Origin of the sequence: Janibacter sp. Soil728 (assembly GCF_001428305.1) — a bacterium.
Lineage (GTDB): Bacteria > Actinomycetota > Actinomycetes > Actinomycetales > Dermatophilaceae > Janibacter.
This window is the reverse complement of the sequence record NZ_LMRZ01000006.1, coordinates 481,954-507,761: the sequence shown is the minus strand read 5'-3', so window position 1 is coordinate 507,761 and position 25,808 is coordinate 481,954. Positions and strand designations below refer to the sequence as shown.

Here is a 25,808-nt window from a genome sequence, read left to right as displayed (position 1 = left end):
CGTCGTTATCCTGTGCCCATGTCGACTCTGATCCTGCTCCGTCACGGCCGCTCCGACTGGAACGAGAAGAATCTTTTCACCGGATGGGTCGACGTCGACCTCATCGACAAGGGACGTGCCGAGGCGGTGCGCGGCGGTGAGCTGATCAAGGAGTCCGGGCTCCTGCCCGACGTCGTGCACACCTCCTTGCTGCGTCGCGCGATCACCACCGCCAACATCGCCCTCGACGCGGCTGACCGCCACTGGATCCCGGTGCGCCGCGACTGGCGACTCAACGAGCGTCACTACGGCGCCCTGCAGGGCCTGGACAAGGCCACGACACGGGACACGTACGGCGAGGAGCAGTTCATGCTCTGGCGTCGCAGCTTCGACACCCCGCCGCCGACCATCGAGCCGGACAACGAGTACGCCCAGACCGACGACCCGCGCTACGCCGGCATCGAGGTCCCGCGCACCGAGTGCCTCAAGGACGTCATCGAGCGGCTCATGCCCTACTGGGAGGGGCCCATCCGGGAGGACCTCGCGGCCGGCCGTACGGTCCTGGTGACCGCGCACGGCAACTCCCTGCGCGCGCTCGTCAAGCACCTCGACGGGATCAACGACGAGGACATCACGGGTCTCAACATCCCGACCGGCATGCCGCTCGTCTACGACCTCGGCGAGGACTTCATGCCGACCCGCCCGGCCGCCTACCTCGACCCGGAGGCCGCTGCCGCTGAGGCGTCCGCGGTGGCCAACCAGGGCAGGTAGGCGGGGTTCAGCGGCGTTCGGTGTCCTCGTGCGGCTCCATGGAGCCGGCCTCGCCGGTGACGAGGAAGACGACGCGGCGGGCGACGGTGACCGCGTGGTCGCCGAATCGCTCGAAGTAGCGGCTGAGCAGCGCGATGTCGACGGCGCTCGTCGTCCCGTGCTTCCAGGAGCCCTCGGCGAGCTTGGTGAACATCTCCCGGTGGAGCTCGTCCAGCTCGTCGTCGATCTGCTCGATGTCACGGGCCGCGACGAGGTCCTGGCTGCTGATGACCGCGGCGACGTGGCTGATGATCCGCTCGGCGATCGCGCCCATCCGCTGGAAGGTCTCGTGCAGCTCCTCGGGGACCGCGTGCTCGGGATAGCGCATGCGCGCGACCTGGGCGATGTGCCGGGCCAGGTCGCCCATGCGCTCGAGGTCGCCGGACATGCGCATCGAGGCGACGACGGTGCGCAGGTCGCTGGCCACTGGAGCCTGACGGGCCAGGAGGTCGATCGAGCGGGCGTCGATGTCGTTGCGGCGCAGGTCGATCGCCTGGTCCTGCTCGATGACACGGTCGGCCAGCTGGACGTCGGCCTCGAGGAGCGCTGCAGTGGCCTGGCGGATGGCCGCGCTGACCAGCTCGGCGATCGACACGAGGTCGGTTGCGACCTGCTCGAGCTCGTCGTGGAAAATCTGACGCATGGCGCCCCCTTCGGTAGTGGTCGGGCTCGGGTCCCGGCACAGTGAACGCGGCCCTTGTGAACACTTTGCAGCGCACAGGTGAACATCGCGGGCGCCCGACCGTGGAAGAGCATCCCGGTCCCAGCATGCCTCGTGGGAGAAGTACTCTCGGTGACGTGCAGCCAACGACCGCGGCAATTCTCGGTGGCGCCGCCGGTCTGCTCATCGGCTTCCTCGTGTGGGCGGCGATCGCCATGAGCGACCGGGAGCGTGCCATCCCACCCGAGCCCGAACCCGAGATCCCTCGTGGTGTCGGCGACGTCCTGGCCGTGCTGAGCTCCTCCGGGGTGGTGCTCGACCAAGACGGCGGTGTCGTGACGACATCTCCCGCGGCCATCACGTACGGCCTCGTGCGCAACGCCCGCCTCGCGCACCCCGAGCTGTTGCGGATGGTCACGCAGGTCGCTCGCGACGGGGTCATCCGAGAGACGCACCTCGAGCTGTCCCGTCCCGGGCTCGGCTCCGTCGTCTACGTCGCCGCGCGCGTCGCCCCGCTCGGTGCCAAGCACCTGCTCCTGCTCGTCGACGACCAGACCCAGGGGCATCGGGTCGAGGAGACCCGCCGCGACTTCGTCGCCAATGTCAGCCACGAGCTCAAGACGCCGGTCGGGGGGATCTCGCTGCTCGCCGAGGCGGTCATGGACGCCAAGGACGACCCAGAGGCCGTGGACCGCTTCGCCCGGCGGATGCAGGGCGAAGCCGTCCGCCTGTCGAGCCTGATCAAGGAGATCGTCGAGCTCTCTCGGCTCCAGGGCACCCCCGTGCTCCAGGACCCGCAGATCGTCGAGGTCGAGGACGTCGTGGCGCTGGCCCTGGAGCACCTGCGCATCGGGGCCGAGGCGAAGAACATCACGCTGACCGACAAGGTCGCCGAGGACCTCTACGTGCGCGGTGACGAGGACATGCTCATCACCGCGGTGCGCAACCTCGTCGGCAACGCCATCTCCTACTCCGACCCCGACACCGCGGTGGGGGTCGGCGCCCGCCTGCACGAGGGCACCGTCGAGATCGCCGTGACCGACCAAGGCCCCGGCATCCCGGAGCACGAGCAGACACGCATCTTCGAGCGCTTCTACCGCTTGGACATGGCCCGCTCCCGAGCGACCGGGGGGACCGGTCTCGGCCTGTCGATCGTCAAGCACATCTGCGCCAACCACGGGGGCGACATCCAGGTGTGGAGCGATGGCGCCCACGGATCCACCTTCACCATCCGCCTGCCCGCCGCCGTCGACTCGCTCGAGTCCGACGGCCAGACGACCCCCATCCCCAGCATCCCCGTCACCCCCAAGGAGTCCCGCTCATGACCCGCATCCTCGTGGTCGAGGACGAGGTGTCCTTCTCCGACCCGCTGTCCTACCTGCTCAACAAGGAGGGGTACGACGTCGCCGTCGCCGAGACCGGCCCCGACGCCATCGCCGCCTTCGACGCGGACGGCGCGGACCTCGTCCTGCTCGACCTCATGCTCCCCGGGCTGTCGGGGATCGACGTCTGCCGGGCCATCCGGCAGCGGTCCAATGTCCCGGTCATCATGCTCACGGCCAAGGACGGCGAGATCGACAAGGTCGTGGGGCTGGAGATCGGCGCCGACGACTACGTCACCAAGCCCTACAGCTCACGTGAGCTCCTGGCGCGCATCAAGGCGGTGCTGCGCCGCAACAGCGAGCCCGAGGAGCTGCTCCCCGCGACCATCGAGGGCGGGCCGGTGCGCATGGACATCGACCGGCACGTCGTCTCCGTCGGAGGGTCGCAGGTCCCGCTGCCACTCAAGGAGTTCGAGCTGCTCGAGATGCTCCTGCGCAATGTGGGCCGCGTGCTCACCCGGGTGCAGCTCATCGACCGCGTGTGGGGCAGTGACTACGTGGGGGACACCAAGACGCTGGACGTGCACGTCAAGCGGCTGCGGGCCAAGATCGAGCCCGATCCGGCCAAGCCGGTGCACATCGTCACCGTGCGGGGGTTGGGCTACAAGTTCGAGAGCTGAGCGCTCTCACCCCGGCGGACGCGAGAGGCCGGCACCCGTCACGGGTGCCGGCCTCTCGTCGTGAGTACGGGAAGGGGGCTCAGTGGCCCTCGGCCGGGCTCTCCGAGGCACTGGGCGTCGGGGCGGGGGTCCAGCCCTTGGGGGCGTAGTCCTCGTAGTAGCCGGTCGGGATGAGGACCGGAGCCAGGACCGGGGTGGACTCGGTGCCGTCGCTGATCTCGATCTCGATCATGTCGCCGGGAGGTGCGGGGATCTTGGTGAGGGTCATCAGACCGTCATCACTGAGGCCGACGGTGGCATGGGCGGGGATCTTGGTCTCGGCCTTGCTGCCGCCCGGGATCGCGACCGTGAGGGTCAGCTCCTTGCCGCTGACGTTCTCGACGGCGCCGATGACGGTGGCGTCGCCCCCCTTCTCCCCGCTGATCAGGGCGAAGTTACGCACCTGCGCGGAGGCGAGGTCGACGGGAACGCCGTCGGCCAAGGAGGCGGTCTCGGCCGTCTGGAACGGCGAGGTGACCGTGCAGCCAGCCGTGCCGGCCGCCAGGGCCGCGGCCAGAGCGATGACAGGGGTGCGGGTGAGGAGGTTGCGCTTCACGGGGCACAGCCTAGCGGGAGCGCGGGACCGGTTCGTCGTGGGTACGGTCGTGTTCTCGACGCGCGCACGCGAAGGGGCATTCTGGCGCGTCGGGCGACTGTGCGACGTACGACACGCCGTGGTAATCTTGAGGTCGCGAAAGGGGAAATCTCCACATGGTTTTCAAGGTCGGCGAGACGGTCGTGTACCCCCACCATGGGGCTGCTCTGATCGAAGAGATCAAGATGCGCAAGATCAAGGGTGAGGAAAAGCAGTACCTCAAGCTCAAGGTGGCTCAGGGTGACCTGACCATCGAGGTGCCCGCCGAGAACTGCGACCTCGTGGGTGTCCGCGATGTCGTGGGCAAGGAGGGCTTGAACCGAGTCTTCGAGGTGCTGCGCATGCCGCACGCCGAGGAGCCGACCAACTGGTCGCGCCGCTACAAGGCCAACCTCGAGAAGTTGGCCTCGGGCGATGTCATCAAGGTGTCAGAGGTCGTCCGCGACCTGTGGCGCCGCGAGAAGGACCGCGGCCTGTCCGCCGGTGAGAAGCGGATGCTGGCCAAGGCACGCCAGATCCTCGTCTCCGAGCTCGCGCTCGCCGAGAAGACGGACGAGGACAAGGCCGAGGTCATCCTCGACGAGGTCCTGGCGTCCTGAGGACAGTGTCCTGAGCACCACAGACAGCATCGACGACGCCCACACCGATCACGGTGTGGGCGTCGTCGTCGTCGCTGCCGGGTCAGGCACGCGACTGGGAGCGGACCGCCCCAAGGCCTTCGTCGAGCTGGCGGGCGTGACGATCCTCGAGCACGCGCTGCGCGGGGTGCTCGCCTCTCGCCCCGGTGAGGTGGTCGTGGTCGTCCCGCAGGCATTCGTCGACGAGGCGCGCTCGATCGTGGCGTGCCTCGACCTGGCGGATGCCCGCGCCGAGGTCGTGCCGGGAGGCGCCGAGCGCTCTGAGTCGGTCTCGGCAGGTCTGGCCGTGCTGTCCGACCACGTCGACCGGGTCCTCGTCCACGACGCGGCCCGGTGCCTGACACCGGTCGGGGTCTTCGAGCGGGTGCTCGCGGCACTGGCTGCCGGAGCGGTCGGAGCCGTCCCCGGGGTCGCGGTCATCGACACCGTCAAGGTCATCGATGCGGGTGGGCTCATCGTCGACACCCCGCTTCGGGAGTCGCTGCGTGCCGTGCAGACCCCGCAGGGCTTTGTCCGGGGCATCCTCACGGCTGCGCACGCGGCCGGCGCCGCGGCCACCGACGACGCAGCGCTCGTCGAGGCCCTCGGGCACGACGTGCTCGTCGTCGAGGGCGATCACCGGGCGCTCAAGGTGACGACGCCGGACGACCTGGCCCGCGCCGAGCGTCTCCTGACTGACCGCTGGTCTGCATTGCCCTAGGGCAATGCAGGTTCAGGGGTCCGTGCGGCCAGGTGGTGGCGCACGGCGAGGGCCGCAGCGCGGCCGGCCCGGTTGCCGCCGATCGTGCTCGCCGAGGGGCCGTAGCCCACGAGCTGCACCCGAGGGTCGACGGCGCTGGTGACGGAGGTCTGCACATCGCGAGTGCCGGGCAGGAGCGCGATCCCGCCCTCGGGGCTGCGCAGCCCCAGCGGCGCGAGATGCCGCACGGCCGGACGAAACCCGGTCGCCCAGAGGATCGCGTCGGCCCGCTCGATGCTGCCGTCGGCCCAGCGCACGCCGTCTGCCTCGATCCGCTCGAACATCGGGCGCCGCCGGCCGTAGACGCCGGTGCGCGCGGCGGCCATCTCCTGCGGTCGCAGGTGCAGGCCGGTGACCGAGACGACGCTGGCGGGGGGCCTCCCTTCGCGCACCCGACGCTCGACGAGCTCGATGGCCTCCCGGCCGGAGAAGTCCTTGTTCCACACCGGTGGTCGGCGTGTGACCCAGGTGACCTCGGCGATGGGCGCGATCTCCCCGATGAGCTGGACGGCGGACGCGCCGCCGCCGACGACCACGACGCGCTTGCCACGGAAATGCTCTGCTCCCGGGTAGGCGACCGTGTGCCACTGCTCCCCGGCGAAGTCGCGCTGGCCGCGGTAGGTCGGGACGAAGGGGTGGGTCCACGTGCCCGTGGCGTTGACCAGCGTGCGGGTGGTCCAGCGGCGATCACCCGAGCGCACGACGAGCAGCCCGCCCTCGTCGCGCACCGAGTCCACGCGCACCGGACGCAGGACCGGCAGGTCGTGGGTCTCCTCGTAGTCGTCGAACCAGCGAGCGATGACCTGGCTGGCACGATCGCCCGACCCACCGGGCGCTGGAGCATCGGGCAGGTCAGCGACACCGTGGACGTCGGCCATCGTCAGCGAGTCCCACCGGTGCTGCCACGCCCCGCCAGCGCGCTCGTTGGCGTCCAGCACGAGGTGCCCGATCCCGAGGCGCCGCAGGTGGAAGGACGCAGAGAGCCCTGCCTGCCCGGCGCCGATGACGATCGAGTCGAGGGGGTCCACGGTGGGTGCAACGCCAGCGTGCTCGGAGTCCATCCCGGCTGGGAGACTGTCGCCATGACTGCGAACCACACCGACAGGCTGCCGCGGACCGGGATCGGTGTCGACGTCCACGCCTTCGCTGCGGCCGACTCGGGGCGTGAGCTCTGGGTCGGCGGTCTGCTGTGGCCCGGCGAGGTCGGGCTCGAGGGGCACTCGGACGCCGACGTCGCCTGCCACGCGGCCTGCGACGCGCTCTTCGCCGCGGCGGGGATCGGCGACCTCGGACAGCACTTCGGGACCGGCCGGCCGGAGCTCGCCGGCGCCTCGGGGGTCACCCTGCTCACCGAGGCGGCCCGCCTGGTGCGCGAGGCCGGCTTCGAGATCGGCAACATCGCGGTGCAGGTGGTCGGCAACCGGCCCAAGATCGGTGCCCGACGTGATGAGGCCCAGCAGGCGATGTCCCGTGCCTGCGGTGCCCCGGTGAGCGTCAGCGGGACGACGACGGACGGGCTGGGGCTCACCGGTCGGGGTGAGGGCACGGCCGCGATCGCCACCGCGCTCGTGGTCCCTGTCCCTGCGGCCTGACGCGGGGGAGCCCTCCCCATCGCGGTCCTCGTAGATGGTCCTTAGGTTGGAGCGCAACAGACGAAGGGGGAGGACATGAGCGTCACCCATGGGGGCGACCCAGGACGACTGCGCGAGATCGCGCGTCAGCTCGGGGGCTCGGCGGACGGGCTCTCCGGGTGCCAGCAGCAGGTGCAGGACTCCCGCTTGGTCCTCGAGGGCAGCTGGAACGGACCCGACGCAGAGCATCTCCTGATGGCCGTCCAACGTTCGCAGATCCAGCTGACCTCGGCGGCCGACCGGTTGGTCGACTTCGCCCGACGGCTCACCGAGCAGGCCGACCAGCAGGAGCAGGGCTCTGCAGGTGGCGACGGTGCCCCCTCCGGCCCGCCCCGCAGCGCTCCACCGGGGAATGTCGTCGCGGACAACAACGACGCCCGGGACAACCGCTGGTGGTGGGACCGCAAGGAGGCTGAGGACTACGAGACCGACGGTGACCCGGGGTCGGACATCGAGATGCCCGAGGGGCTGGACAGCGATTCGCAGCTGGCGCGCGACCTGATGGCCACTCCTGAGGGACGCGAGACCCTGGAGTGGTTGCGCCTCAACGACATCGAGATCAAGTACGACGACTCGACGACCGGCGCCTTCTACCAGGCGGGGGACAACAGCATCACCTTCGGTGTTGACGACCCGAGCTTGCCGGAGGGCGAGCGTCAGTACAACGACTCGCCCGGCACACTGATCCACGAGGCCAACCACGCGCAGTGGGATGCGCGCGACCAGGTCGTCGAGACCGGCGACACGACTCGCCAGGAGTACATCGACGGCAAGCTCGACGAGGAGATCGAGGGCCAGTCGGACAAGTGGGCGTGGAACGAGCAGGCGAGGTCCGAGGGCATCGAGGTGCCCATGGGCGGCGACGAGCAGGCCTACCACGAGGCGGTCGACCAGGCCTTGGCCGACGGAGCCACTCCCGCCGAGGCAGAGACCGCAGGCCGTGAGGAGGTGCGGCAGATGTTCGAGGGCACGCACCCGACCGTCTCGTACGAGCAGTCCACCGATGGGCAGAACTACGCCGACCGGCACGGAGACGACTGGGACTCCGCGCACGACTGGTGGCCGCTGTGGTGATCGATGAGGATGGATGGCATGGGACGCAAGCGGACGATGGTGGCGGCGGTCGTCGTCGGCGCGACGATGGGCCTGGTCGGGTGCGGCCAGGGCACCGACGGCGAGCAGGAGGGTGACGGCATGATGCGCGAACGCACGATCGAGGCCTTCGAGGACAAGGACCCGGACCTCGCGACCTTCGCGGGGGACAAGGGCACCCGGCCGGAGCCGATCGACGCTCCCTTCGTCGATGACTGGTACGTCTTCCAGCTGAGCGGGCAGCACCGGGTGACCGTCGTGGCGGTGACCAAGGACGGCGAGCCGCGAGGCGTGGAGCTGTCCGGATCGCCGCAGGCCTGGGACGAGGTCGTCGAGGGTGTCTCGGTGACCGATGCCCAGACGGCGGGTGAGGTCGGGGACGCCTGGGTGCGAGCACTACGACCGACGGTCGGGGCCGCCCGCGTCATCGACTCGGTGGATGACATCAAGCTCACCGGGTCCCGGGCCGAGGAGACGCGCGAGGAGCTCCGCCGGGATCACGGTGACGCGATCGGTGACCGCGAGGTGACCGCCAGCGGCGACGACTGGACCCTCGCGCGGTGGATGGTCCACGACAACGACCTGGTCCGGCTCGACCTCACCGTCCACCCGGACGCCACGGTCGACTCCCGGCGTACCGTCGTGCAGCAGGACCTCCCGGGTCCGATCGCGCTCTGACGGCGCACCGACAGATCGCAGGAGCAGCGTCAGAGCAGCGCGGCGAAGGCCTGCGCCACCGGGCGCCAGGTGGCGTCCACCTGCGGCTGCGCGTCCTTGACCGCGCCGAGAACCGCCGGCAGGTCGATCCCGACGACGGCGGGGGAGCCCGAGTCCTTGACCGCCCAGCCGGTGACGACGTGCAGGTCGGCCTCGGGGTGGCCCTGGACGCCCCAGACGGCCGGGGCGAGGCGCGCCAGCAGCAGGTCGCCGCGCTCGTTGTCGGCCAGGCGCACTGCGCCGTCCGGCAGGCGCGTCACGACATCGTTGTTCCACTGGGCGACGGGGCCGCCCTGTGCCGTGGCGAAGAGTGCGTCCTGTGCCAGCTCTGGCGTGGGAGAGACGGTGAGGACACCAAGGGTCCGGCCCGCAGGGTTGACCGCGACCTCGCCGCCGAGGGCGACCGATGCGAGCTGGTGACCCAGGCAGATGCCCAAGGTGGGGGTCGCCCCCTTCGCCGCGGTGCGGATGAGCTCGCGCACGGCGGGCAGCCACGGCGCCGCCTCGTCGTCGCCGCAGCTCATCTCGCCGCCGAGGACGAGCAGGCCGTCGTGGCCGCTGAGATCGTCGGGGAGCGCGTCGCCGGCGTAGGGGCGGCGGACGTCGAGCTCGACGCCGGCCTCGGTCAACCACTGGCCGACCCGGCCGGGCGGGCAGGAGTCCTGGTGCTGGACGACGAGGAGGCTCATCGGGCCGCCACCTGACCGCGACGGCCGACGATCGCGCCGGCAGCGAGCAGGCCGAGGCCAGCGAGATTGAGCACGAGGGCCGGGACGCTCGCCACCCAGGAGTAGCGGTACCCGCCGTCCAGGCCGGAGACCGCGAAGAACCCGAAGGTGCCGACGAGCTGGCCGGCGGTGATCGCGACGAGGCCGACCAGCGCGAGCTTCCACCACAGCCCCCCGTCACGGCGCAGCACGACGAGCACTCCGGCGACGACGGTGATGAGGATCACCGGCAGGTCCCAGGCGAGCTGTTGGAGGAGGAAGGAGAGTCGGTGGTCCAGGCCCATGGCAGCGAAGCCTATGTGCCGCGGGCTCAGGAGAAGCGCACCCGCGGCCGCGGGACACGAGGAGGCCGGGCTGTCCTCCCTTCGCCTCGTGGGCCACGATGGACACAGACAGTGCACCGGGCCGGTCGGCCCACCACCGAAGGGAGTCGCGTCGTGTCGCAGACCGTCAAGGCAGTCATCGCTCGCTCGAAGGGGGCCGATGTCGAGCTCGTCGACATCGTCGTCCCCGCACCTGGGCCGGGGGAGGCCGTGGTGCAGGTGCACTCCTGCGGGGTCTGCCACACCGACCTGCACTACCGCGAAGGGGGGATCAACGACGAGTTCCCCTTCCTCCTCGGGCACGAGGCGGCCGGTGTCGTCGAGTCCGTCGGTGAGGGCGTCACGGACGTCGAGCCGGGCGACTTCGTCATCCTCAACTGGCGGGCCGTGTGCGGCCAGTGCCGCGCGTGCCTGAAGGGCAAGCCGCAGTACTGCTTCGACACGCACAACGCCACGCAGAAGATGACCCTCGCCGACACCGGCGAGGAGCTCACCCCGGCCCTGGGCATCGGTGCCTTCGCGGAGAAGACGCTCGTCGCTGCCGGTCAGTGCACCAAGGTCGACGGCGAGGCTGACGCGGCCGCCGTGGGCCTGCTGGGCTGTGGCGTCATGGCCGGCTTCGGTGCCGCGGTCAACACCGGTGAGATCACGCGTGGCGAGTCGATCGCCGTCATCGGGTGCGGCGGCGTCGGCAACGCCGCCATCGCCGGCGCCAAGGTCGCCGGGGCGACGACGATCATCGCCGTCGACCGGGACCCTCGCAAGCTCGAGATCGCCAAGGGGTTCGGCGCAACTGACACCGTCGACGCGAGCAGCGAGGACACCGTCGAGCGCATCCGTGAGCTCACCGGGGGCTTCGGCGCGGACGTCGTCGTCGAGGCGGTCGGTCTGCCCGAGACCTACGAGCAGGCCTTCTACGCAAGGGATCTCGCCGGTCGGGTCGTCCTCGTGGGCGTGCCCACGCCGGACAAGGAGGTCACCCTGCCGATGATCGAGATCTTCGGGCGCGGCGGTGCGCTCAAGTCCAGCTGGTACGGCGACTGCCTCCCCAGCCGCGACTTCCCGATGCTCGTCGACCTCTACCGCCAGGGGCGCTTCGACCTCGACGCCTTCGTCACCGAGCGGATCGGCCTGGGCGACATCGAGTCGGCCTTCGACAAGATGCACGCCGGTGACGTGCTGCGGTCGGTCGTGGTCCTGTGACTGCGCGCATCGACAAGGTCATCACGTCCGGCACCTTCGAGCTCGACGGCGGCTCGTGGGAGGTCGACAACAACGTCTGGATCGTCGGTGACGACAGCGAGTGCATCGTCATCGACGCGGGCCACGAGGCCGCCCCGATCCTCGAGGCGATCGGCGGGCGCACCCTGCTCGCGGTCGTGAGCACCCACGCGCACAACGACCACGTCAACGCCGCCGCCGAGGTCGCCGACGCCACCCAGGCCCCGATCTGGCTGCACCCCGACGACGCCCCGCTGTGGCAGATGACCTACCCGGACCGCGCCCCCGACGGCGCGCTCGCCCACGGTCAGGTCATCACCGTCGCCGGCACCGGCCTGCACGTGCTGCACACCCCTGGCCACGCGCCGGGCGCCTGCTGCCTGCACGCTCCCGAGCTCGGCGTCGTCTTCTCCGGGGACACCCTCTTCAACGGTGGACCGGGCGCGACCGGGCGGTCGTACTCCGACTACCCGACGATCGTGGAGTCGATCCGCGAAAAGTTGCTGACCCTCCCTTCGTCCACCGTCGTCCACACCGGCCACGGTGACGACACGACGATCGCCGCGGAGGCCCCGCACCTGCAGGAGTGGCTCGACCGGGGCGAGTGAGCCGCCTCAGACCAGCAGCGCCATCACCACGGCGGCGACGAGGAGCGTCATCTCGGCCGCGGCGAAGGGCATGGACGTCCACCTGATCGCCCGGGCGGTGCCGGTAGAGGCTCCCGCGTCGCTGAGGTCCTCGTGCGCCGGTCCCATGTCGAACCGGTTCGGGAAGAAGGGGAAGGCGAGCGGGGCGACGGTGGCCACCAGCCCGACGGCCAGCAGACCCGAGCCCCAGCTGCCCGCCGCGAGCGGGTCGGTCCGGGCGAGCGTCGACATCAGGACCGCGGCGGACCACAGCGTGAGTCCGCCGTGGAGCAGGGCGGTGACGCCCACGGTCCGTCCGGTGCTCCCCGCCGACCGGGCCACCCACCACGCGAGCATGCGGGCCTCGATGGCTGCGGAGGCGACCACCGTCCAGACAGCGAGGGCCACCAGGAGGGTGATCACCGCCCACCCCGGCATCTGTTGCATCACGGGGCACAGGGTATGTCGCCCGCCCGTTAGCCTTGACCCCGTGACCCTGCAGCTCTTCGACACCGCCACACGCGCCCAGCGCGACTTCGTCCCCGTCACCCCCGGCCGGGTGGGGATGTACATCTGTGGGCTCACGACGCAGGGCGCGCCGCACATCGGGCACCTGCGCTTCGCCGTCTCCTTCGACGTCCTGCGGCGTTGGCTCACGCGTGGCCACGGCTACGACGTGACCCTCGTGCGCAATGTCACCGACATCGACGACAAGATCCTGCGCAAGGCCGACGAGAGCGACGAGGAGTGGTGGGCGCTCAGCTACCGCAACGAGCGCTACACGACCGAGGCGCTGCACCTGCTCGGCGTGCTGCCCCCCACCTACGAACCGCGCGCGACCGGCCACATCACCGAGATGATCGACCTCGTCGAGACGCTCGTGGAGCGTGGCCACGCCTATGCGGCGGCCGACGGCAGCGGCGATGTCTACTTCGACGTCAAGAGCTGGGCCGACTACGGCGAGCTCTCCAACCAGGGCCTGGACGACATGGTCGCGGCCGACGACGCGGACCCGCGCGGCAAGCGCGACCCCCGCGACTTCGCCCTGTGGAAGGGCCGCAAGAGCGACGAGCCGGCCACGGCCAACTGGCCCACGCCCTATGGCTCCGGACGTCCCGGCTGGCACCTCGAGTGCTCCGCGATGGCCCGCAAGTACCTCGGCGACACCTTCGACATCCACGGCGGCGGGATCGACCTACGCTTCCCCCACCACGAGAACGAGCAGGCCCAGTCCCGCGCGGCCGGCCTCGGCTTCGCCGGGTACTGGCTGCACAACGGCTGGGTGACCGTCAAGGGCGAGAAGATGGGCAAGTCCCTCGGCAACGCCCTCGAGGTCCAGCACCTCGTGCAGGAGCACGACCCGCTGACCGTCCGCTACTTCCTCACCGCGGCCCACTACCGCTCGATGATCGAGTACCACCCGGGCTCCCTCGAGGAGGCCGGCGCCGCGATCGAGCGGATCGAGGGCTTCCTGCGCCGGGCACTGCCGGGCCAGGGCGCCGTCGAGGCCGACCCGAGCGTCGAGCTGCCGGCCGCCTTCGCGGCGTCGATGGACGACGACCTCGGTGTCGCAGGCGCGCTCGCCGTCATCCACGACACCGTCCGTGAGGGCAACACCGCACTGGACGAAGGGGGCCGGGACGAGGCTGCCGAGATCGCTGCCACGGTCATCGCCATGACGGATGTCCTCGGCATCAACCCGCTGTCCGCGACGTGGGGTGGGGCCGGTGGCAGTCGTGAGGACGAGCTCACCCAGGCCCTCGACGCCCTCGTGCAGCTCCAGGTCGAGTCCCGCGCCAAGGCCCGTGCCGCGCGCGACTTCGAGACCGCAGACCAGATCCGCGACGCGCTCGTCGCCGCGGGAATCACCATCGAGGACACTCCGCGCGGTGCGCGGTGGAGCCTCACCAGGAAGGACCACTGATGGCTGGCAACAGCTCACGCCGCGGAGCGGTGCGCAACTCCGGATCGAAGAAGGGCCCGCAGACCGGCTCCGGCGGCCAGCGACGCCGCGGGCTCGAGGGCAAGGGCCCGACGCCCAAGGCGGCCGAGCGCCCCAACCACAAGGCATACGACAAGTCTGCCGGCAACAAGCGGCCGACCAACCGTGCGACCACTGGCCGCAAGAAGGCCTCGACCGAGATGATCGCCGGTCGTAACTCCGTCGTCGAGGCGCTGCGCACCGAGGTGCCCATCACGACGATGTTCATCGCCAACCGCATCGACAGCGATGACCGCGTCCGTGAGTCGCTGACCATCGCGGCCGAGGCCGGCATCCCGATCATGGAGACCCCCCGCAGCGAGCTCGACCGGCTGACCGACGGGGCGGTGCACCAGGGGCTGGCAGCGCAGGTCCCGGCGTACCAGTACGCCCACCCCGCCGACCTCATGGACTCCGAGATCCCGGGCGTACCGCTGATCGTCGCGCTCGACGGCATCACCGACCCGCGCAACCTCGGCGCCATCGTGCGCTCGGTGGGTGCCTTCGGTGGTCACGGAGTCGTGGTGCCGCAGCGCCGCAGCGCCGGGATGACCGCGTCGGCGTGGAAGACCTCTGCCGGCGCCGCGGCACGCATCCCCGTCGCTCAGGCGGCCAACCTCGTGCGCGCGCTGGAGGACTACCGCAAGGCCGGGTTCTTCGTCATCGGTCTGGACATGGAGGGCGATGTGGAGCTGCCCGGTCTCGACCTGGCGACCTCGGCGCTCGTCGTCGTCATCGGGTCCGAGGGCAAGGGCCTCTCGCGCCTCGTCCGCGAGACCTGCGACCAGATCGTCTCGATCCCGATGAGCAGCGCCACCGAGTCCCTCAACGCCGGCATCGCCGCAGGCGTCACGCTCTACGAGATCGCCCGCCTGCGGGGCGCGCAGCGCTGACGCCCGGGCCCCGGCCGCTCGACAAGAGAAACCTCGCCTGTGCAGGAGTTCGATACTCGTGCGAAGGCGAGGTTCATCGGGTGGCCCGAGAATCCTGAGACGGGTGGGGCGAGCCCTCAGGACTTGTCGACCTGGATGACGTGCGTCTTGCCCACGATGTCGGCGAGGGTGCGGTCGTCGTCGTCGATGAGCATCCAGATCCAGCTGATGATGCCGGCGAACTGGTGGACGAGCTCGCGCAGCGCGGCCGGGCCGAGCTTCGGGTTGGCGCCCGACTCGGCATCGATGACCTTGAGTCCGGTGAGCTTCTTGCCGATGCTCTGACCGGTCCTGGTCACGCGCCACACGCGGTTCCACGCGATGAAGGCCAAGCTGACCAGGATGGTCAGGAAGAGCAGCAGGATGCCCAGACCGATGAGTGCGCCGGAGCCGGAGCCGGGCACCTCGCAGGTGGAGTAGCCGAAGGCGCAGTCATAGGTGTCGGGCGAGCCGGCGATGAGGCAGATGATGCCGAGGACGAGCGGGACGAAGGCCGCGGCGGACCCGAGGAGTGCGTCGATGATCCCGGGGAAGATCCGGTCGGAGAAGTGGGCCGTACGGCCGTAGCGCTGCTCCACCCAGGCTCGCGAGCCGGGGCGGTTGGGGTCGCTGGCGCTGGACGCGAAGGGCACTCTCGGCGGGACGGGGGCGCTCGGCGGGACGTGCGCACCCGGCGTCGGTTCGGTCATCTCGTCTCCTTGTCGACGACGGGCAGCATCTGGGTGTCGACACCCATGACCGCCTGCTCGTCGGGCTTGCTCGGCAGGACCTCACGCAGGTAGTCCCTGATCGCGTCCCTGATGTGGACATCGTGCCCGACGCGCTCGGCCATGTACCAACGGTGCTCGAGGATCTCGTGGAAGAGCTCGGCCGGCTCGAGCTTGGCCCGCAGCTCCTCGGGGACGGCAGCGGCCGTCGGCTGGTAGACCCGGGTGAGCCAGTCGTGGGCCACGAGGGACTCGTCGTCGCCCTGCCGGTCGGTGGCCGCACGGTAGGAGTCGAGGTCGTTGAGCAGGCGGCGGGCCTGGTTCTCCTCCACGTCGAGGCCGGTGAGGCGCAGCAGGCGGCGACTGTGGTGCCCGGCGTCGACGACCTTGGGCTCGATCCGCAGGTGGGTGCCGTCCAGGTCGGTGGTGATGGCCAGCTCGTCGACGTCGAAGCCGAGCAGGTTGAGCCGCCGGATCCGCTCGTCGACCCGCCAGCGCTCGCCGGAGTCGAACCACTCGTCGCCGGTGAGCTCCTGCCACAGGCCCCGGTAGCGGTCGATGAGGTCGGCGGAGACGTCGATCGGGTCGAGTCCCTCGGGCAGGTAGCCGCCGGCGGCGAGGTCCATCAGCTCGCCCGCGATGTTGGTCTGGGCCAGGTCGAGGTCGTGCTCGCGCTGCCCGTCGCTCAGGCTGTCGTGCAGCTCGCCCGTCTCGGCGTCGACGAGATAGGCGGAGAAGGCGCCTGCATCGCGGCGGAAGAGCGTGTTGGACAAGGAGACATCGCCCCAGAAGAAGCCGGTCATGTGCAGTCGGACGAGAAGCACGGCGAGAGCATCCGCGAGCCGTATCGCGGTGTCCTCGCGCAGGTGCTGACCGAAGACGACGCGGTAGGGGAGGGAGAACTGCAGGTGCCGGGTGACCAGGCAGGCGTCCAGGGGCTGCCCGTCGGCGTCGACGCGGCCCGTCACGACGGCGAGCGGGATGACGCACGGCAGGTCGAGGCGGCGCAGCTGACGCAGCAGGCGGTACTCGTTGCGCGCGATGTCGGCCTTGATCTCCTTGACCGCGACGATCCCGCCGGAGAGGTGCGCGAAGCGCACGACGTGCCGGGAGATGCCGCGAGGCAGGGCCGCCAGCAGGTCGCCGGGCCAGTCCTCCAGCGGGGTCGACCACGGCAGGTCGAGCAGGGCCGGGTCGGGCTGGGCAGCGGAGATGTCCAGGGGCATGGCTCCTCCCTCCGGGCCCGGAGGGCCCATTCGCCCAGTGTGGCCCAACCTCAGGAGCGAAGGGAGGACAGCGCGGCCAGCACCTCGGGCACGTGCGTGCAGTCGTCCACGCGCAGCCGGGCGGCGCTCTCGCCGGGCCCGACCTTGATCCCCACGTCGTCGGGGCCCAGCACGGTGAAGACGTGCTCGTCGGTCACGTCGTCGCCGAGGTAGACGGTGGCGTCGACCTCGAGGGTGGCGGCCAGGGCGCGCAGCGCGGTGCCCTTGTCGGCGCGCACCACGCTCAGCTCGTGGACGCCCTTGCCCGCGAGGTGGGTGACGCCCTCGGCCGCGGCTGCCTCGGTCGCGATCGCCTCCGCGACCGGCAGGACCTCGGGGGGCAGGCCCCGGGTGTGCAGCACGACGGCCGTCGGCTTGTGCTCGAGACGGATCCGCGGGTCGCGGTCGGCGACCGCCCGCTCGACGCGCTCGCGCAGCGCGGCGACGGCCTCGCTGGTGCCCTCCGGCAGGACCGTGCCGGCGCTGGACTCGCCGCCGTGGCTGCCGATGCGGGCGACAGCCGTGCCGGCCAGACCGGTGAGCCGCTCGAGGGTGGCCAGGTCGCGGCCGGACACCACCGCAGCCCAGGTGCCTTGCGCCGCAGCGAGATCGGTGAGCGTCTCGATGGTGCCCGGCTGGGCCCGGGAGTCCATGGGGTCGAGGACGAAGGGAGCGAGCACCCCGTCGAAGTCGGTCGCCACGAGCAGTCGCGGCACGGCCGCGACCGCGGCCAGAGCCGTGGTGACCTCCTGGGGGAGGGGCACCGTCATGCCCCCTTCGCCGGGGGACGCTCGGGTGCCATCTCGAGGTTGGTGAGGAAGCGGTCGGCCCAGCGCTGCACGTCGTGCTCGGCCACGCGACGGCGGGAGGCGCGCATGAGGCGACGCTTGTCCTTGGGGTCGGTGCTGATGGCGCGCAGCATCGTCTGCTTCAGCCCCTCGATGTCGTGCGGGTTGCACACGAAGGACTGCTGCAGCTCGTGCCAGGCCCCGGTGAACTCGCTGAGCACCAGCGCCCCGCCCAGGTCGTGCCGGCAGGTGACGTACTCCTTGGCGACGAGGTTCATGCCATCGCGCAGCGGGGTGACGAGCATGACGTCCGCCACCTGGAAGAGCGCGGCCATCTCGTCTCGCGGGTAGCTCTGGTGCAGGTAGTGCACGGCGGGCGAGCCGAGCGCGGAGTAGGTTCCGTTGATCCGCCCGACGGTCGCCTCCACCTCGGAGCGCAGGTCCTTGTAGGCCCCCACGCGCTCACGGCTCGGGGTCGCCACCTGCACGAAGGTCACCTCGGGCGGCCGGAAGGCGTCCTGCGCCAGCAGCTCCTCGTAGGCCTTGAGGCGGTGGCGGATCCCCTTGGTGTAGTCGAGGCGGTCGATCCCCAGCAGGACGACGTCGGGATCGCCCAGCGAGGTGCGGATCTGCGCGGCCCGCTTCTGGACCGCGTCGCTCTTGGCCAGCGCCTCCAGGCCCTCGTAGTCGATGCTGATCGGGACGGCCGAGGCACGGACCACCCGCTCGTCACCATTGGCGTCCTGCGTCGTCACGCACTCGCCGCGGGTCGCACGTCCGTCGAGCTGACGGGCGGCTCGGACGAAGTTCTGCGCATCGGTGGCCCGCTGGAAGCCGAGGTAGTCCGCGCCGAGCAGGCCGTCGAGGATCTGCGAGCGCCAGGGCAGCTGGGCGAAGAGCTCGACCGGAGGGAAGGGGATGTGGTTGAACCAGCCGATGCGCAGGTCGGGCCGCAGCCTGCGCACCATGGCCGGCACGAGCTGGAGCTGGTAGTCGTGGATCCAGACCTTGGCTCCCTTCGCCGCGACCTGGCACACGGCCTCGGCGAAGCGCTCGTTGACGCGCTGGTAGTCCTGCCACCACTCACGGTGGAAGTGGGCCGGCACGATGACGTCGTGGTAGATCGGCCACAGGGTCTCGTTGCTGAAGCCCTCGTAGAAGGTCGTCAGCTCCTCCTCCGACAGGGGCACGGGGTGCAGCCACATCCCCGACTCCTCGAAGGGAGCGGGAGCCTCACCGGGCTCGCCCGCCCACCCGACCCAGGCGCCCTCGCGGCCGCGCATCACCGAGTCCATGGCGGTGACGAGGCCTCCGGGGGAGCGGTGCCACTCGTGGCCTCCGTCGGGGGTCGCGACGCGGTCGACGGGCAGTCGGTTGGCGGCGATGACGAGGTCGAATGTGTGCTGACGTGGCACGGTGCTGTACCTCCAGGAGTGGGTGGGTCCACCATATGTACCCGCGTGCCCTTCCCCCGACGCTCCCGGACCAGTAACGTCGATACATGAAGATCTCGGATGTGCTGCGCAACAAGGGCACCGACGTCGTGACCGTGACGCCGGACTCCACCGTCGGTCAGCTCCTCGCCCTCTTGGCGGAGCACCGCATCGGTGCCGTGGTGGTCTCCTCCGGGGAGGGCAGTGTCGACGGCATCGTCTCCGAGCGCGATGTGGTGCGCGGCATCCATCGTGACGGCGTCGCGGTCCTCGAGGGCCCGGTGAGCGCGATCATGACGGCTGAGGTCCACACCTGCGGCGAGCACGACGAGGTGAGGGACCTCGCGACCCAGATGACCGAGCGGCGCGTCCGACACGTCCCGGTGGTGCGGGAGGGCAAGCTCGTGGCCATCGTCAGCATCGGTGACGTCGTCGCACACCGCATCCGCGACCTGTCGGCCGAGCGCGACCAGCTCGAGGCCTACATCACCCAGTAGCACCGACCCTCAGGAGGCACACAGGCGATGCTCCGACACCTCCCATGCCAAGCCTTCTACTCTTGGGGGCATGACGACACAGCTCCTCGGGGACGACCCCGCCCCTGACGGGCGCGGGGATGTGGGTGTGGGCGACTTCGACACCATCGGTCCCTACCGGGTGCTCCAGCAGCTGGGGCAGGGCGGGATGGGCATCGTCCACCTCGCTCTCGACGCCCGTGGCCGAGCGGTGGCGATCAAGGTCCTGCGCGCCCATGTGGCCCACGACGAGGACGCCCGGGCCCGACTGGCCCGCGAGGTCGACACCTTGGCGCGGGTGCGCTCCCAGCGGATTGCGCCCGTCTTCGACGCGGACCTGGAGGCCGACCAGCCCTACATCGTCACCCGCTACGTCCCCGGGCCGAGCCTCGAGCAGCGTGTTCGCGAGGACGGGCCGCTCGGTGCGGAGAGCCTGCTGACCTTGGCGCGCGGCCTGACCGAGGCCCTGCGCGCCATCCATGACGTCGGTGTCATCCACCGTGACCTCAAGCCCGGCAACGTACTCCTGCTCGACGACGACCCGGTCGTCATCGACTTCGGCATCGCCCACGTGGCCGAGACCTCGCGGATGACGATGACCGGCCTCGTGATGGGCACTCCCGGGTACCTCTCGCCCGAGCTGGTCGAAGGGGGTGACGTCACCCCTGCCACGGACTGGTGGGGCTGGGCAGCCACCCTCGTCTTCGCCGCCACCGGCCGCTCCCCCTTCGGCCGTGGGGGGATGGAGGCCGTCCTCGCCCGGGTCTGCCGTGGCGACGCCGATCTGCGCGATGTCGACCCTCAGCTGGCGCCGCTGCTCCACGCCGCCCTCGCTCCGGACCCGAGCCGACGACCCGACGCCGACGAGGTCCTCATGGCCCTCGAGGCGTGGGCGCGCGGCAGGCCCGTGACCGAGGTGCTCCCGCAGCGCACCCGGGTCCTGCGTCCCGACGCGACTCGAGCCCTGCCGCCCGTCGCGCCTGCACCACGCGCCGAGCCGCCCGCCCCGTGGGGGCAGGGCGACTGGACCGACCCCGCTCCTGCCCCGACGCCCCCCGGGCCGGCGCCGGCGCCGGGCGGACGTGCACCGTGGCCCGGTACGCAACCGAGCCCGAGTCCGAGTCCCGGTGCCCAAGCCGGGATGCTCGAACGCCCCGGCGACCCGCGCATCGGCAAGGCCCGACGCAGTGATGTCCTGGCCGCGCTCCTCGTGGGGGGTGTGGCGCTGGTGACCGCGCTCCCGTGGGTCGGGCTCGCAGTGGCCGTCTGCTGGTCCTGGTCGGCCCGCACCATCGACCGCTCGATGACCGCGACCGTGCGTCGCCGTCACCGCTTCGGCCGCCGTCGCAGTGACGGCGTGGCCGCGGTCGCCTCGGCGCCGCTGCAGCTCGTCGGCGCAGCTGTGACGACTGTCGTGGCCGCGCTGCTACCGCTCGCCGTGGGCGCTGCCGGTGTTCTCGCGACCGCGCTCGCGCAGAGCACGGTCGACGGGCGTGGCGTGCGTCTGGACTCTCCGGTGCCGCTGGCCGTGGGCGCCCTCCTCGCGCTGCTCATCGGCTGGTGGGGGCCCGGCGGCCCCAGCCTGCGCCGGGGGAGTCGCAGCATGGCTCGGAGCGTCACGGGTCCGCCCGCGTTGCGCCTGGTGGTCGTGGCCGCACTCCTCGTCCTTGCCGTCGGAGTGCTCGGTGCGCTCGCCGTCGGGGCCATCGACGTCTCGTGGTGGCCCTCGCTCGGGTCGCCGCTGCCCAGCCCGGACCAGCTCCCCGGCCGATGACCACGCCCCCTCCGCCCCCGCCCTACGGCTCGAGGCCGAGCCGCTGGTCGACTCCGCGTGGCGAGAACGACGCCGGCGCGCTGCCCCAGCGCAGCGGCGGGAGCGACGCCGGCGCGTTGCCCCAGCGCCCACAGCCGAGGCCACGTCGCCGTCCGGAGCGGCGCAGCGAGCCGCAGACCGGTGCGATCCCCCAGCACCCGCAACCCAAGCCCAGGCGGCGTCCGACCCTGCGCGGCGATCAGCCGACCGAGACGATCCCGCTGCGTGGCTCCTTGCGGGGCACTCCCTACCGCGACCCGCGTGTCACCCGAGCGGTCGCCGAGGAGAGGGCCGCCGCCCACGCGATGGAGCTGGCGCTGCGGGTGGCCGAGCTGATGCTGCGCTCCGGGTCCAGCGCGGCCGGCGTGGAGTCCGCGACCATCGCGGTCTGCGTGGCCGCCGGTCTGGAGGACCTCGACGTCGACCTGACGATGCAGTCGATGCACCTGCAGTGCCGCACTGCCTCGGGCCAGACGATCTCGCGGCTGCGGGTCGTGCGCCAGCCACGACTGGACTATGCGCGGCTGGCCATGACGCACGCCCTCGTCGATGACCTCGTCTCCGGCGAGATCGACGTCGAGCAGGCCGACGCCCAGCTGCGCGAGATCTCCCGGGCCCCCCGCATGTGGTCGCACTGGTTCGTCACCCTCGCCGAGGGTGGCGTCGCCAGCGGTGTCGCGCTGATCCTCGGAGCGAGCCTGCCGGGTGTCGTCGTGGCCGCGGTCGCGGCCTGCGTGACGATCCTGCTGGCCGGGCTCGTCCACCGGCTCAACCTGCCCGACTTCTACCTCGGGGCGCTCGGTGGGGCCACGGCCACGCTGATCGCCTTCAGCTCCTACATCCTGGGCACCTACGGCCTGATACCGATCTCACCCGCGGACTTCGCCTTCATCGTCGCCGGTGGGATCGTCGCCCTGCTGCCATCGCGCACCCTGATCTCCGCGATGGAGGACGTGCTGTCGGGCTTCCCCGTCACGGGCACGGCGCGGCTCTTCGCCGTCCTGCTGCACACCTTCGGCCTCATCGTCGGTGTCGCGGGTGGGCTGGGTCTGTCGCTCCAGCTCGGTGAGCTGCTCGACCTGGGGCTCATCCCGCCGCCGCTGGACAAGCTCGCCTGGGCCTCGGCCAGCCTGCCGCTGGTCCTCGGTGGGTCGGCGCTCATCGGGCTCGCAGGCTCGATCACCCTGCAGGGGAGCCGTCGCATGATGCTCCCCTCGGCGGTCCTGTGCACGGTCGGTGTCGCGACCGCGGCCGGTCTCGTCCATCTGGGTATCGGCCGGGTCACCGCGACCGGTGTCGCAGCCGTGGCCATCGGCTTCCTCGCGCGCTACATCGCGCTGCGCATGGACGCACCTGCCCTGACCCTGTCGGTGCCGGCATCATTCGGTCTCTACCCCGGTCTGGCGATCTTCATCGGGCTGTACCACATGAGCAGTCAGTCGACCGTCGCCGACGGAGCCAACTCGACGGCTGGCCTCTTCAGCGTGCTGGGCGCCTTCGGCGTGATCATGGCTGTCGCCACGGGTAACACCCTGGGCGACCGCCTCGCCGCCCCGCTGGATGCCCCTGTGGCACAACGGCGCCGGGCCACGGTGGCGCAGGATGGCGCAGGCCGGGACGAAGACGGCTGGGACATCGTCTGACTCCGCGCCGGGGGCTCGTTGACGCTTGTTTGACTCATTAGGTCACGGGAAGGTAACGTTCCCGCCGTCCGCGAATGACGCCAGACCTTCTGGCAGCTTCACCACGAAGCCCCCTGAACCTCGTGGAAGGAATAACCACCGAATGTTCTACTCCCCCAAGCACTCCCTGGTCGAGAAGTCGTCGCCCGCCCGCCGCCGTATCGCCGGTGTCGCCGTGGCCGGCGCGTCTGTCGCCCTCGGCTCGATGGCGACCGCGCAGAGCGCGTCCGCCTCCACGAACTCCAACGTCTGGGACGCTGTCGCAGCGTGCGAGAGCGGCGGCAACTGGTCGATCAACACCGGCAACGGCTTCTACGGCGGCCTGCAGTTCACCTCCCAGACCTGGCAGGGTTTCGGCGGTGGCCAGTACGCGGCCAACGCCCACCAGGCCAGCAAGGCCCAGCAGATCGAGATCGCGCAGAAGGTCCTGCAGACGCAGGGTCCCGGCGCGTGGCCCGTCTGCTCGCAGAAGGCCGGCCTGACCAAGGCCAACGGCATGACCGGTGGCGGCTCGACCGCGCCGGCCCCGGCCCCCGAGCCCGCCCCGGCCCCCAAGACCGAGGCTCCCGCCCCGCAGGCCGCTCCGGCCCCGCAGGCGCCCTCGCGCTCTGAGGTCCGCACCCCGGCCGCTGGCTCCCTCATCGTCGACGGCATCCGTGGTCCCAAGACCAACGCCGCCATCGAGAGCTGGGTCGGCACCGCCCAGGACGGCGCCCTGAGCGCCACTGACGTCAAGGCCCTCCAGGCCAAGGTCGGCACCATCCAGGACGGCATCATCGGCCCGAAGACCACCACTGCGCTGCAGTCGGTCGTCGGCGCCCACCAGGACGGCATCTGGGGCCCGCAGACCACCAAGGCCCTCCAGAACCACCTCAACGCTCGCTGAGCGACTCTGGGCTGACGAGCTGGTCCACCAGCTCATCACCTCCTCGAAGGGGGGTTCGCACCACACGGTGCGGACCCCCCTTCGTCATGCCTGAACCCGCCTGTGGAGCCGATGTCACAGGTGACGAAGGGTCGTGAGTTACAGGTATGTATTTACGTGGCAGATGTTGTCTGTGTGACTGCTGAGTCCTTAGCGTCGCTCTCGGACCTGCACGGGGGACCCCCTGCCCGTGCTTCGCCGACACGAGGACTCTTCATGTTCAGCACCAATGACTTCCCGGACCAGCCCGTCTCCCGACGTGGCCGCCGCCTGCGCATCGCCGGCGGCGCCGTCGCTGCCGGCTCCCTGGTGGCCGGTGGCTTCGTGGTCGCCTCCACCGCAGGCGCGGCCGACACGGTCTGGGACCGCGTCGCCGCCTGCGAGTCCACGAACAACTGGTCGATCAACACCGGCAACGGTTACTACGGCGGCCTGCAGTTCTCCTTCCAGACGTGGAAGGGCTTCGGCGGGCAGAAGTACGCCTACACGGCCGACCGGGCCTCTCGTGCGCAGCAGATCGAGATCGCCCAGGAGGTGCTCAAGGTGCAGGGCCCCGGTGCCTGGCCGGTCTGCTCCGTGCGCGCCGGGCTGACCGTCGCCAACGGCCTGGCCGTCGACCCGTACACCGGCGGAGAGCGCCCCTCGCGGGACACGACGCGTCCGCCCGTCACCGCCGACGGTGACCTTGTCGTCGACGGGGTCATGGGCCCCAAGACCAACGCCGGTATCGAGAAGTGGGGCGGTCGCCCGATGGACGGCTACCTCGACTCGGCGGACAAGCAGGCGCTGCAGCGCAAGGTCGGGTCCTCGCCCGACGGCGTGATCGGCCCGATGACGACCAAGGCCCTGCAGCGCAAGGTCGGCGCGGACGTCGACGGCGCCTGGGGGCCGCAGACCACCACCCGCCTGCAGACCTACCTCAACAACAACGTGCTCTGAGTCGACCACCGACTCGATGAAGACCGGGACCGCGGGCTACGATGCCGCGGTCCCGGTCTTCGTGTCCGTGGCTTGCTGGCGTGGCGCAATTGGTAGCGCACCTGTCTTGTAAACAGGGGGTTGAGGGTTCAAGTCCCTTCGCCAGCTCTCTGAGCAGGGAAAGCGCATCATTCATGGCCCTGCTCCTGCCCGAAGCCTCCACTTATGCCTCCACTTTCGACCTCGGCAGCGGTGTGCGGGTCGACCGCTTCGAGGGCCGCGAGCACCCGTGGGTCGGTCTCGCCACGGCCCAGGTAGACGTCCTGCGTCATCGACACCCGCGAGTGGCCGAGCTGGTCAGCGATGGTCCGAGCAGTCACGCCCGACCCGTCGAGGATGCTCGCAGTCGTCTTGCGCCAGGCGTGCGACGTCACCCACTCCAGATCACTGTTGACGCGGACCTCGTAGAGCCACCGGCTCACCGTGCGTGGCTCGCGGAAGCCGCCGTCGATGGTGCCGAAGACCGGCTCGTCCGGACCCACCCCGACCTCAGCCCGTCGCCGCAGCATCGCCACGCACCACTGAGGAAGGGGGAGACGGCGTTGCCCAGCCGCGGAGGGGCCTCGAGAGCGGCCCCGTAAGTCACTGCAAGAGGTCCTATCAGATATGGCAGCCGTGGGGGCATCACCGGTCGGCGAGTGTCCGAACTTCTCATCCGTGATGGGCCGGAAGAGGTTGCGATCGATGGGCGCCAGTTGCCGACCGGAGATTGGTCGAATGAGGACCTCGATCGCCTCGTCGGATCAGCTGGAGAGTAGTCGTATCTGGCGCATGACAGATGAGCGTGCAGTTAGTAGCGCGTACGACGTACCGAGCTTGCACGGTCAGCCCCACTACAGCGTCTCCTGTAATAACCTCGTACGTCAGGGATTCTCGAACGTACGCGATTTCTCAAGCTGGCCGGCTATGCGCCATGATCAAATCAGGAGAGCCGATCAACGTCGTGGTTAGGGCCTTCCCGAAGGACAGTGGAGAACTTCCATTCACG

Annotated in this window: 28 protein-coding genes and 1 tRNA gene; 18 read left to right on the top strand and 11 right to left on the bottom strand. The window is 70.6% G+C overall.

Annotated features, from left to right (window positions below):
• The first annotated feature begins 18 nt into the window (after positions 1–18).
• A complete protein-coding gene (locus ASG73_RS15735; protein ID WP_055997365.1) occupies positions 19–750 on the top strand; it encodes a phosphoglyceromutase in 732 nt (243 codons plus the stop codon).
• A 7-nt stretch (positions 751–757) separates the two neighbouring features.
• Here ASG73_RS15735 and phoU read toward each other — a convergent pair whose 3' ends face one another.
• A complete protein-coding gene (gene phoU / locus ASG73_RS15730; RefSeq protein WP_055997362.1) occupies positions 758–1,432 on the bottom strand; it encodes a phosphate signaling complex protein PhoU in 675 nt (224 codons plus the stop codon).
• Between the two features lie 155 nt (positions 1,433–1,587).
• On the opposite strand from phoU, the gene ASG73_RS15725 reads away from it, so the two are divergent.
• Both ASG73_RS15725 and ASG73_RS15720 read left to right on the top strand, forming a co-directional pair.
• Complete coding sequence (locus tag ASG73_RS15725; RefSeq protein WP_082567309.1) at positions 1,588–2,775, top strand: sensor histidine kinase; 1,188 nt, start codon at positions 1,588–1,590, stop codon at positions 2,773–2,775.
• A complete protein-coding gene (locus ASG73_RS15720; RefSeq protein ID WP_055997356.1) occupies positions 2,772–3,452 on the top strand; it encodes a response regulator transcription factor in 681 nt (226 codons plus the stop codon). The genes ASG73_RS15725 and ASG73_RS15720 overlap by 4 nt, the downstream gene beginning before the upstream one ends.
• 79 nt (positions 3,453–3,531) lie before the next feature.
• On the opposite strand, the gene ASG73_RS15715 is transcribed toward ASG73_RS15720, so the two are convergent.
• On the bottom strand, positions 3,532–4,047 hold the full coding sequence (locus ASG73_RS15715; protein ID WP_055997353.1) for a hypothetical protein: 516 nt from the start codon (positions 4,045–4,047) through the stop codon (positions 3,532–3,534).
• 155 nt (positions 4,048–4,202) lie between these two features.
• Between ASG73_RS15715 and ASG73_RS15710 the strand changes: the two genes are divergently transcribed.
• Together ASG73_RS15710 and ispD are read left to right on the top strand one after the other, a co-directional pair.
• Entirely contained in the window at positions 4,203–4,685 is a 483-nt protein-coding gene (locus tag ASG73_RS15710; RefSeq protein WP_055997350.1) for a CarD family transcriptional regulator, read from the top strand.
• Positions 4,686–4,740: 55 nt separating this feature from the next.
• Positions 4,741–5,424 (top strand): 2-C-methyl-D-erythritol 4-phosphate cytidylyltransferase, encoded by a 684-nt coding sequence (ispD, locus tag ASG73_RS15705; RefSeq protein WP_082567308.1) that lies wholly within the window; start codon positions 4,741–4,743, stop codon positions 5,422–5,424.
• Here the strand turns inward: ispD and ASG73_RS15700 are convergent.
• The gene (locus tag ASG73_RS15700) at positions 5,421–6,524 is read right to left on the bottom strand and encodes an NAD(P)-binding domain-containing protein (protein WP_055997347.1); all 1,104 of its coding nucleotides are present in this window, start codon (positions 6,522–6,524) and stop codon (positions 5,421–5,423) included. The two genes, ispD and ASG73_RS15700, sit on opposite strands and share 4 nt — an antisense overlap.
• Before the next feature lie 21 nt (positions 6,525–6,545).
• Here ASG73_RS15700 and ispF point away from each other — a divergent pair, with 21 nt between their 5' ends.
• The 3 genes from ispF (at position 6,546) to ASG73_RS15685 (ending at position 8,864) form a co-directional block, all read left to right on the top strand.
• Entirely contained in the window at positions 6,546–7,055 is a 510-nt protein-coding gene (ispF, locus tag ASG73_RS15695) for a 2-C-methyl-D-erythritol 2,4-cyclodiphosphate synthase (RefSeq protein ID WP_055997344.1), read from the top strand.
• A gap of 75 nt (positions 7,056–7,130) precedes the next feature.
• Complete coding sequence (locus ASG73_RS15690) at positions 7,131–8,168, top strand: hypothetical protein (protein WP_055997343.1); 1,038 nt, start codon at positions 7,131–7,133, stop codon at positions 8,166–8,168.
• A gap of 18 nt (positions 8,169–8,186) precedes the next feature.
• On the top strand, positions 8,187–8,864 hold the full coding sequence (locus tag ASG73_RS15685) for a hypothetical protein (protein ID WP_055997340.1): 678 nt from the start codon (positions 8,187–8,189) through the stop codon (positions 8,862–8,864).
• Between the two features lie 29 nt (positions 8,865–8,893).
• Here ASG73_RS15685 and ASG73_RS15680 read toward each other — a convergent pair whose 3' ends face one another.
• Both ASG73_RS15680 and ASG73_RS15675 read right to left on the bottom strand, forming a co-directional pair.
• Entirely contained in the window at positions 8,894–9,592 is a 699-nt protein-coding gene (locus ASG73_RS15680; protein WP_055997337.1) for a type 1 glutamine amidotransferase, read from the bottom strand.
• Positions 9,589–9,915 carry a hypothetical protein gene (locus ASG73_RS15675; protein WP_055997334.1) on the bottom strand — a complete coding sequence of 109 codons (327 nt, stop codon included), beginning with the start codon at positions 9,913–9,915 and terminating at the stop codon, positions 9,589–9,591. The genes ASG73_RS15680 and ASG73_RS15675 overlap by 4 nt, the downstream gene beginning before the upstream one ends.
• Positions 9,916–10,068: 153 nt before the next feature.
• Here ASG73_RS15675 and ASG73_RS15670 point away from each other — a divergent pair, with 153 nt between their 5' ends.
• Entirely contained in the window at positions 10,069–11,157 is a 1,089-nt protein-coding gene (locus ASG73_RS15670; RefSeq protein WP_055997679.1) for an S-(hydroxymethyl)mycothiol dehydrogenase, read from the top strand.
• Positions 11,154–11,783, top strand: coding sequence for an MBL fold metallo-hydrolase (locus tag ASG73_RS15665; RefSeq protein WP_055997331.1), 630 nt, complete (start codon positions 11,154–11,156; stop codon positions 11,781–11,783). Before ASG73_RS15670 ends, ASG73_RS15665 begins: the two co-directional genes overlap by 4 nt.
• 6 nt (positions 11,784–11,789) lie before the next feature.
• Here the strand turns inward: ASG73_RS15665 and ASG73_RS15660 are convergent, their stop codons facing one another.
• A complete protein-coding gene (locus ASG73_RS15660; protein WP_156466334.1) occupies positions 11,790–12,251 on the bottom strand; it encodes a hypothetical protein in 462 nt (153 codons plus the stop codon).
• Between the two features lie 40 nt (positions 12,252–12,291).
• Between ASG73_RS15660 and cysS the strand changes: the two genes are divergently transcribed.
• Positions 12,292–13,725 (top strand): cysteine--tRNA ligase, encoded by a 1,434-nt coding sequence (cysS, locus tag ASG73_RS15655; protein WP_055997325.1) that lies wholly within the window; start codon positions 12,292–12,294, stop codon positions 13,723–13,725.
• Positions 13,725–14,675 carry a 23S rRNA (guanosine(2251)-2'-O)-methyltransferase RlmB gene (gene rlmB, locus ASG73_RS15650; protein ID WP_055997322.1) on the top strand — a complete coding sequence of 317 codons (951 nt, stop codon included), beginning with the start codon at positions 13,725–13,727 and terminating at the stop codon, positions 14,673–14,675. The genes cysS and rlmB overlap by 1 nt, the downstream gene beginning before the upstream one ends.
• A gap of 116 nt (positions 14,676–14,791) precedes the next feature.
• Here rlmB and ASG73_RS15645 read toward each other — a convergent pair whose 3' ends face one another.
• From ASG73_RS15645 to ASG73_RS15630, 4 genes are read right to left on the bottom strand one after another with little or no spacing between them, the layout of a single operon-like run.
• On the bottom strand, positions 14,792–15,403 hold the full coding sequence (locus ASG73_RS15645; protein WP_055997319.1) for an RDD family protein: 612 nt from the start codon (positions 15,401–15,403) through the stop codon (positions 14,792–14,794).
• Entirely contained in the window at positions 15,400–16,647 is a 1,248-nt protein-coding gene (locus ASG73_RS15640) for a DUF4032 domain-containing protein (RefSeq protein WP_055997316.1), read from the bottom strand. Before ASG73_RS15640 ends, ASG73_RS15645 begins: the two co-directional genes overlap by 4 nt.
• Before the next feature lie 50 nt (positions 16,648–16,697).
• On the bottom strand, positions 16,698–17,456 hold the full coding sequence (otsB, locus tag ASG73_RS15635; protein ID WP_055997312.1) for a trehalose-phosphatase: 759 nt from the start codon (positions 17,454–17,456) through the stop codon (positions 16,698–16,700).
• A complete protein-coding gene (locus ASG73_RS15630; protein WP_055997309.1) occupies positions 17,453–18,889 on the bottom strand; it encodes an alpha,alpha-trehalose-phosphate synthase (UDP-forming) in 1,437 nt (478 codons plus the stop codon). The genes otsB and ASG73_RS15630 overlap by 4 nt, the downstream gene beginning before the upstream one ends.
• An 86-nt stretch (positions 18,890–18,975) precedes the next feature.
• On the opposite strand from ASG73_RS15630, the gene ASG73_RS15625 reads away from it, so the two are divergent.
• The 6 genes from ASG73_RS15625 (at position 18,976) to ASG73_RS15600 (ending at position 24,928) form a co-directional block, all read left to right on the top strand.
• Complete coding sequence (locus tag ASG73_RS15625) at positions 18,976–19,404, top strand: CBS domain-containing protein (RefSeq protein WP_055997306.1); 429 nt, start codon at positions 18,976–18,978, stop codon at positions 19,402–19,404.
• Between the two features lie 70 nt (positions 19,405–19,474).
• Positions 19,475–21,196 (top strand): serine/threonine-protein kinase, encoded by a 1,722-nt coding sequence (locus ASG73_RS15620; protein WP_082567307.1) that lies wholly within the window; start codon positions 19,475–19,477, stop codon positions 21,194–21,196.
• Positions 21,193–22,878 carry a threonine/serine ThrE exporter family protein gene (locus ASG73_RS15615; protein ID WP_156466333.1) on the top strand — a complete coding sequence of 562 codons (1,686 nt, stop codon included), beginning with the start codon at positions 21,193–21,195 and terminating at the stop codon, positions 22,876–22,878. The genes ASG73_RS15620 and ASG73_RS15615 overlap by 4 nt, the downstream gene beginning before the upstream one ends.
• Before the next feature lie 142 nt (positions 22,879–23,020).
• Positions 23,021–23,803, top strand: coding sequence for a transglycosylase family protein (locus tag ASG73_RS15610; protein WP_055997298.1), 783 nt, complete (start codon positions 23,021–23,023; stop codon positions 23,801–23,803).
• 255 nt (positions 23,804–24,058) lie between these two features.
• The gene (locus ASG73_RS15605; protein ID WP_055997296.1) at positions 24,059–24,781 is read left to right on the top strand and encodes a transglycosylase family protein; all 723 of its coding nucleotides are present in this window, start codon (positions 24,059–24,061) and stop codon (positions 24,779–24,781) included.
• 74 nt (positions 24,782–24,855) lie between these two features.
• Positions 24,856–24,928: transfer RNA gene (locus ASG73_RS15600), tRNA-Thr, on the top strand.
• A gap of 20 nt (positions 24,929–24,948) precedes the next feature.
• On the opposite strand, the gene ASG73_RS15595 is transcribed toward ASG73_RS15600, so the two are convergent.
• The gene (locus tag ASG73_RS15595; protein ID WP_268766369.1) at positions 24,949–25,428 is read right to left on the bottom strand and encodes a site-specific integrase; all 480 of its coding nucleotides are present in this window, start codon (positions 25,426–25,428) and stop codon (positions 24,949–24,951) included.
• Positions 25,429–25,808 lie beyond the last annotated feature (380 nt).

Coding starts and splice junctions, on each gene's coding strand:
- ASG73_RS15735 (WP_055997365.1), top strand. CDS start 19: ATGTCGACTCTGATCCTGCTCCGTCACGGCCGCTCCGACTGGAACGAG.
- phoU (WP_055997362.1), bottom strand. CDS start 1,432: ATGCGTCAGATTTTCCACGACGAGCTCGAGCAGGTCGCAACCGACCTC.
- ASG73_RS15720 (WP_055997356.1), top strand. CDS start 2,772: ATGACCCGCATCCTCGTGGTCGAGGACGAGGTGTCCTTCTCCGACCCG.
- ASG73_RS15710 (WP_055997350.1), top strand. CDS start 4,203: ATGGTTTTCAAGGTCGGCGAGACGGTCGTGTACCCCCACCATGGGGCT.
- ASG73_RS15700 (WP_055997347.1), bottom strand. CDS start 6,524: ATGGACTCCGAGCACGCTGGCGTTGCACCCACCGTGGACCCCCTCGAC.
- ispF (WP_055997344.1), top strand. CDS start 6,546: ATGACTGCGAACCACACCGACAGGCTGCCGCGGACCGGGATCGGTGTC.
- ASG73_RS15690 (WP_055997343.1), top strand. CDS start 7,131: ATGAGCGTCACCCATGGGGGCGACCCAGGACGACTGCGCGAGATCGCG.
- ASG73_RS15685 (WP_055997340.1), top strand. CDS start 8,187: ATGGGACGCAAGCGGACGATGGTGGCGGCGGTCGTCGTCGGCGCGACG.
- ASG73_RS15680 (WP_055997337.1), bottom strand. CDS start 9,592: ATGAGCCTCCTCGTCGTCCAGCACCAGGACTCCTGCCCGCCCGGCCGG.
- ASG73_RS15675 (WP_055997334.1), bottom strand. CDS start 9,915: ATGGGCCTGGACCACCGACTCTCCTTCCTCCTCCAACAGCTCGCCTGG.
- rlmB (WP_055997322.1), top strand. CDS start 13,725: ATGGCTGGCAACAGCTCACGCCGCGGAGCGGTGCGCAACTCCGGATCG.
- ASG73_RS15645 (WP_055997319.1), bottom strand. CDS start 15,403: ATGACCGAACCGACGCCGGGTGCGCACGTCCCGCCGAGCGCCCCCGTC.
- ASG73_RS15640 (WP_055997316.1), bottom strand. CDS start 16,647: ATGCCCCTGGACATCTCCGCTGCCCAGCCCGACCCGGCCCTGCTCGAC.
- otsB (WP_055997312.1), bottom strand. CDS start 17,456: ATGACGGTGCCCCTCCCCCAGGAGGTCACCACGGCTCTGGCCGCGGTC.
- ASG73_RS15625 (WP_055997306.1), top strand. CDS start 18,976: ATGAAGATCTCGGATGTGCTGCGCAACAAGGGCACCGACGTCGTGACC.
- ASG73_RS15620 (WP_082567307.1), top strand. CDS start 19,475: ATGACGACACAGCTCCTCGGGGACGACCCCGCCCCTGACGGGCGCGGG.
- ASG73_RS15615 (WP_156466333.1), top strand. CDS start 21,193: ATGACCACGCCCCCTCCGCCCCCGCCCTACGGCTCGAGGCCGAGCCGC.
- ASG73_RS15610 (WP_055997298.1), top strand. CDS start 23,021: ATGTTCTACTCCCCCAAGCACTCCCTGGTCGAGAAGTCGTCGCCCGCC.
- ASG73_RS15605 (WP_055997296.1), top strand. CDS start 24,059: ATGTTCAGCACCAATGACTTCCCGGACCAGCCCGTCTCCCGACGTGGC.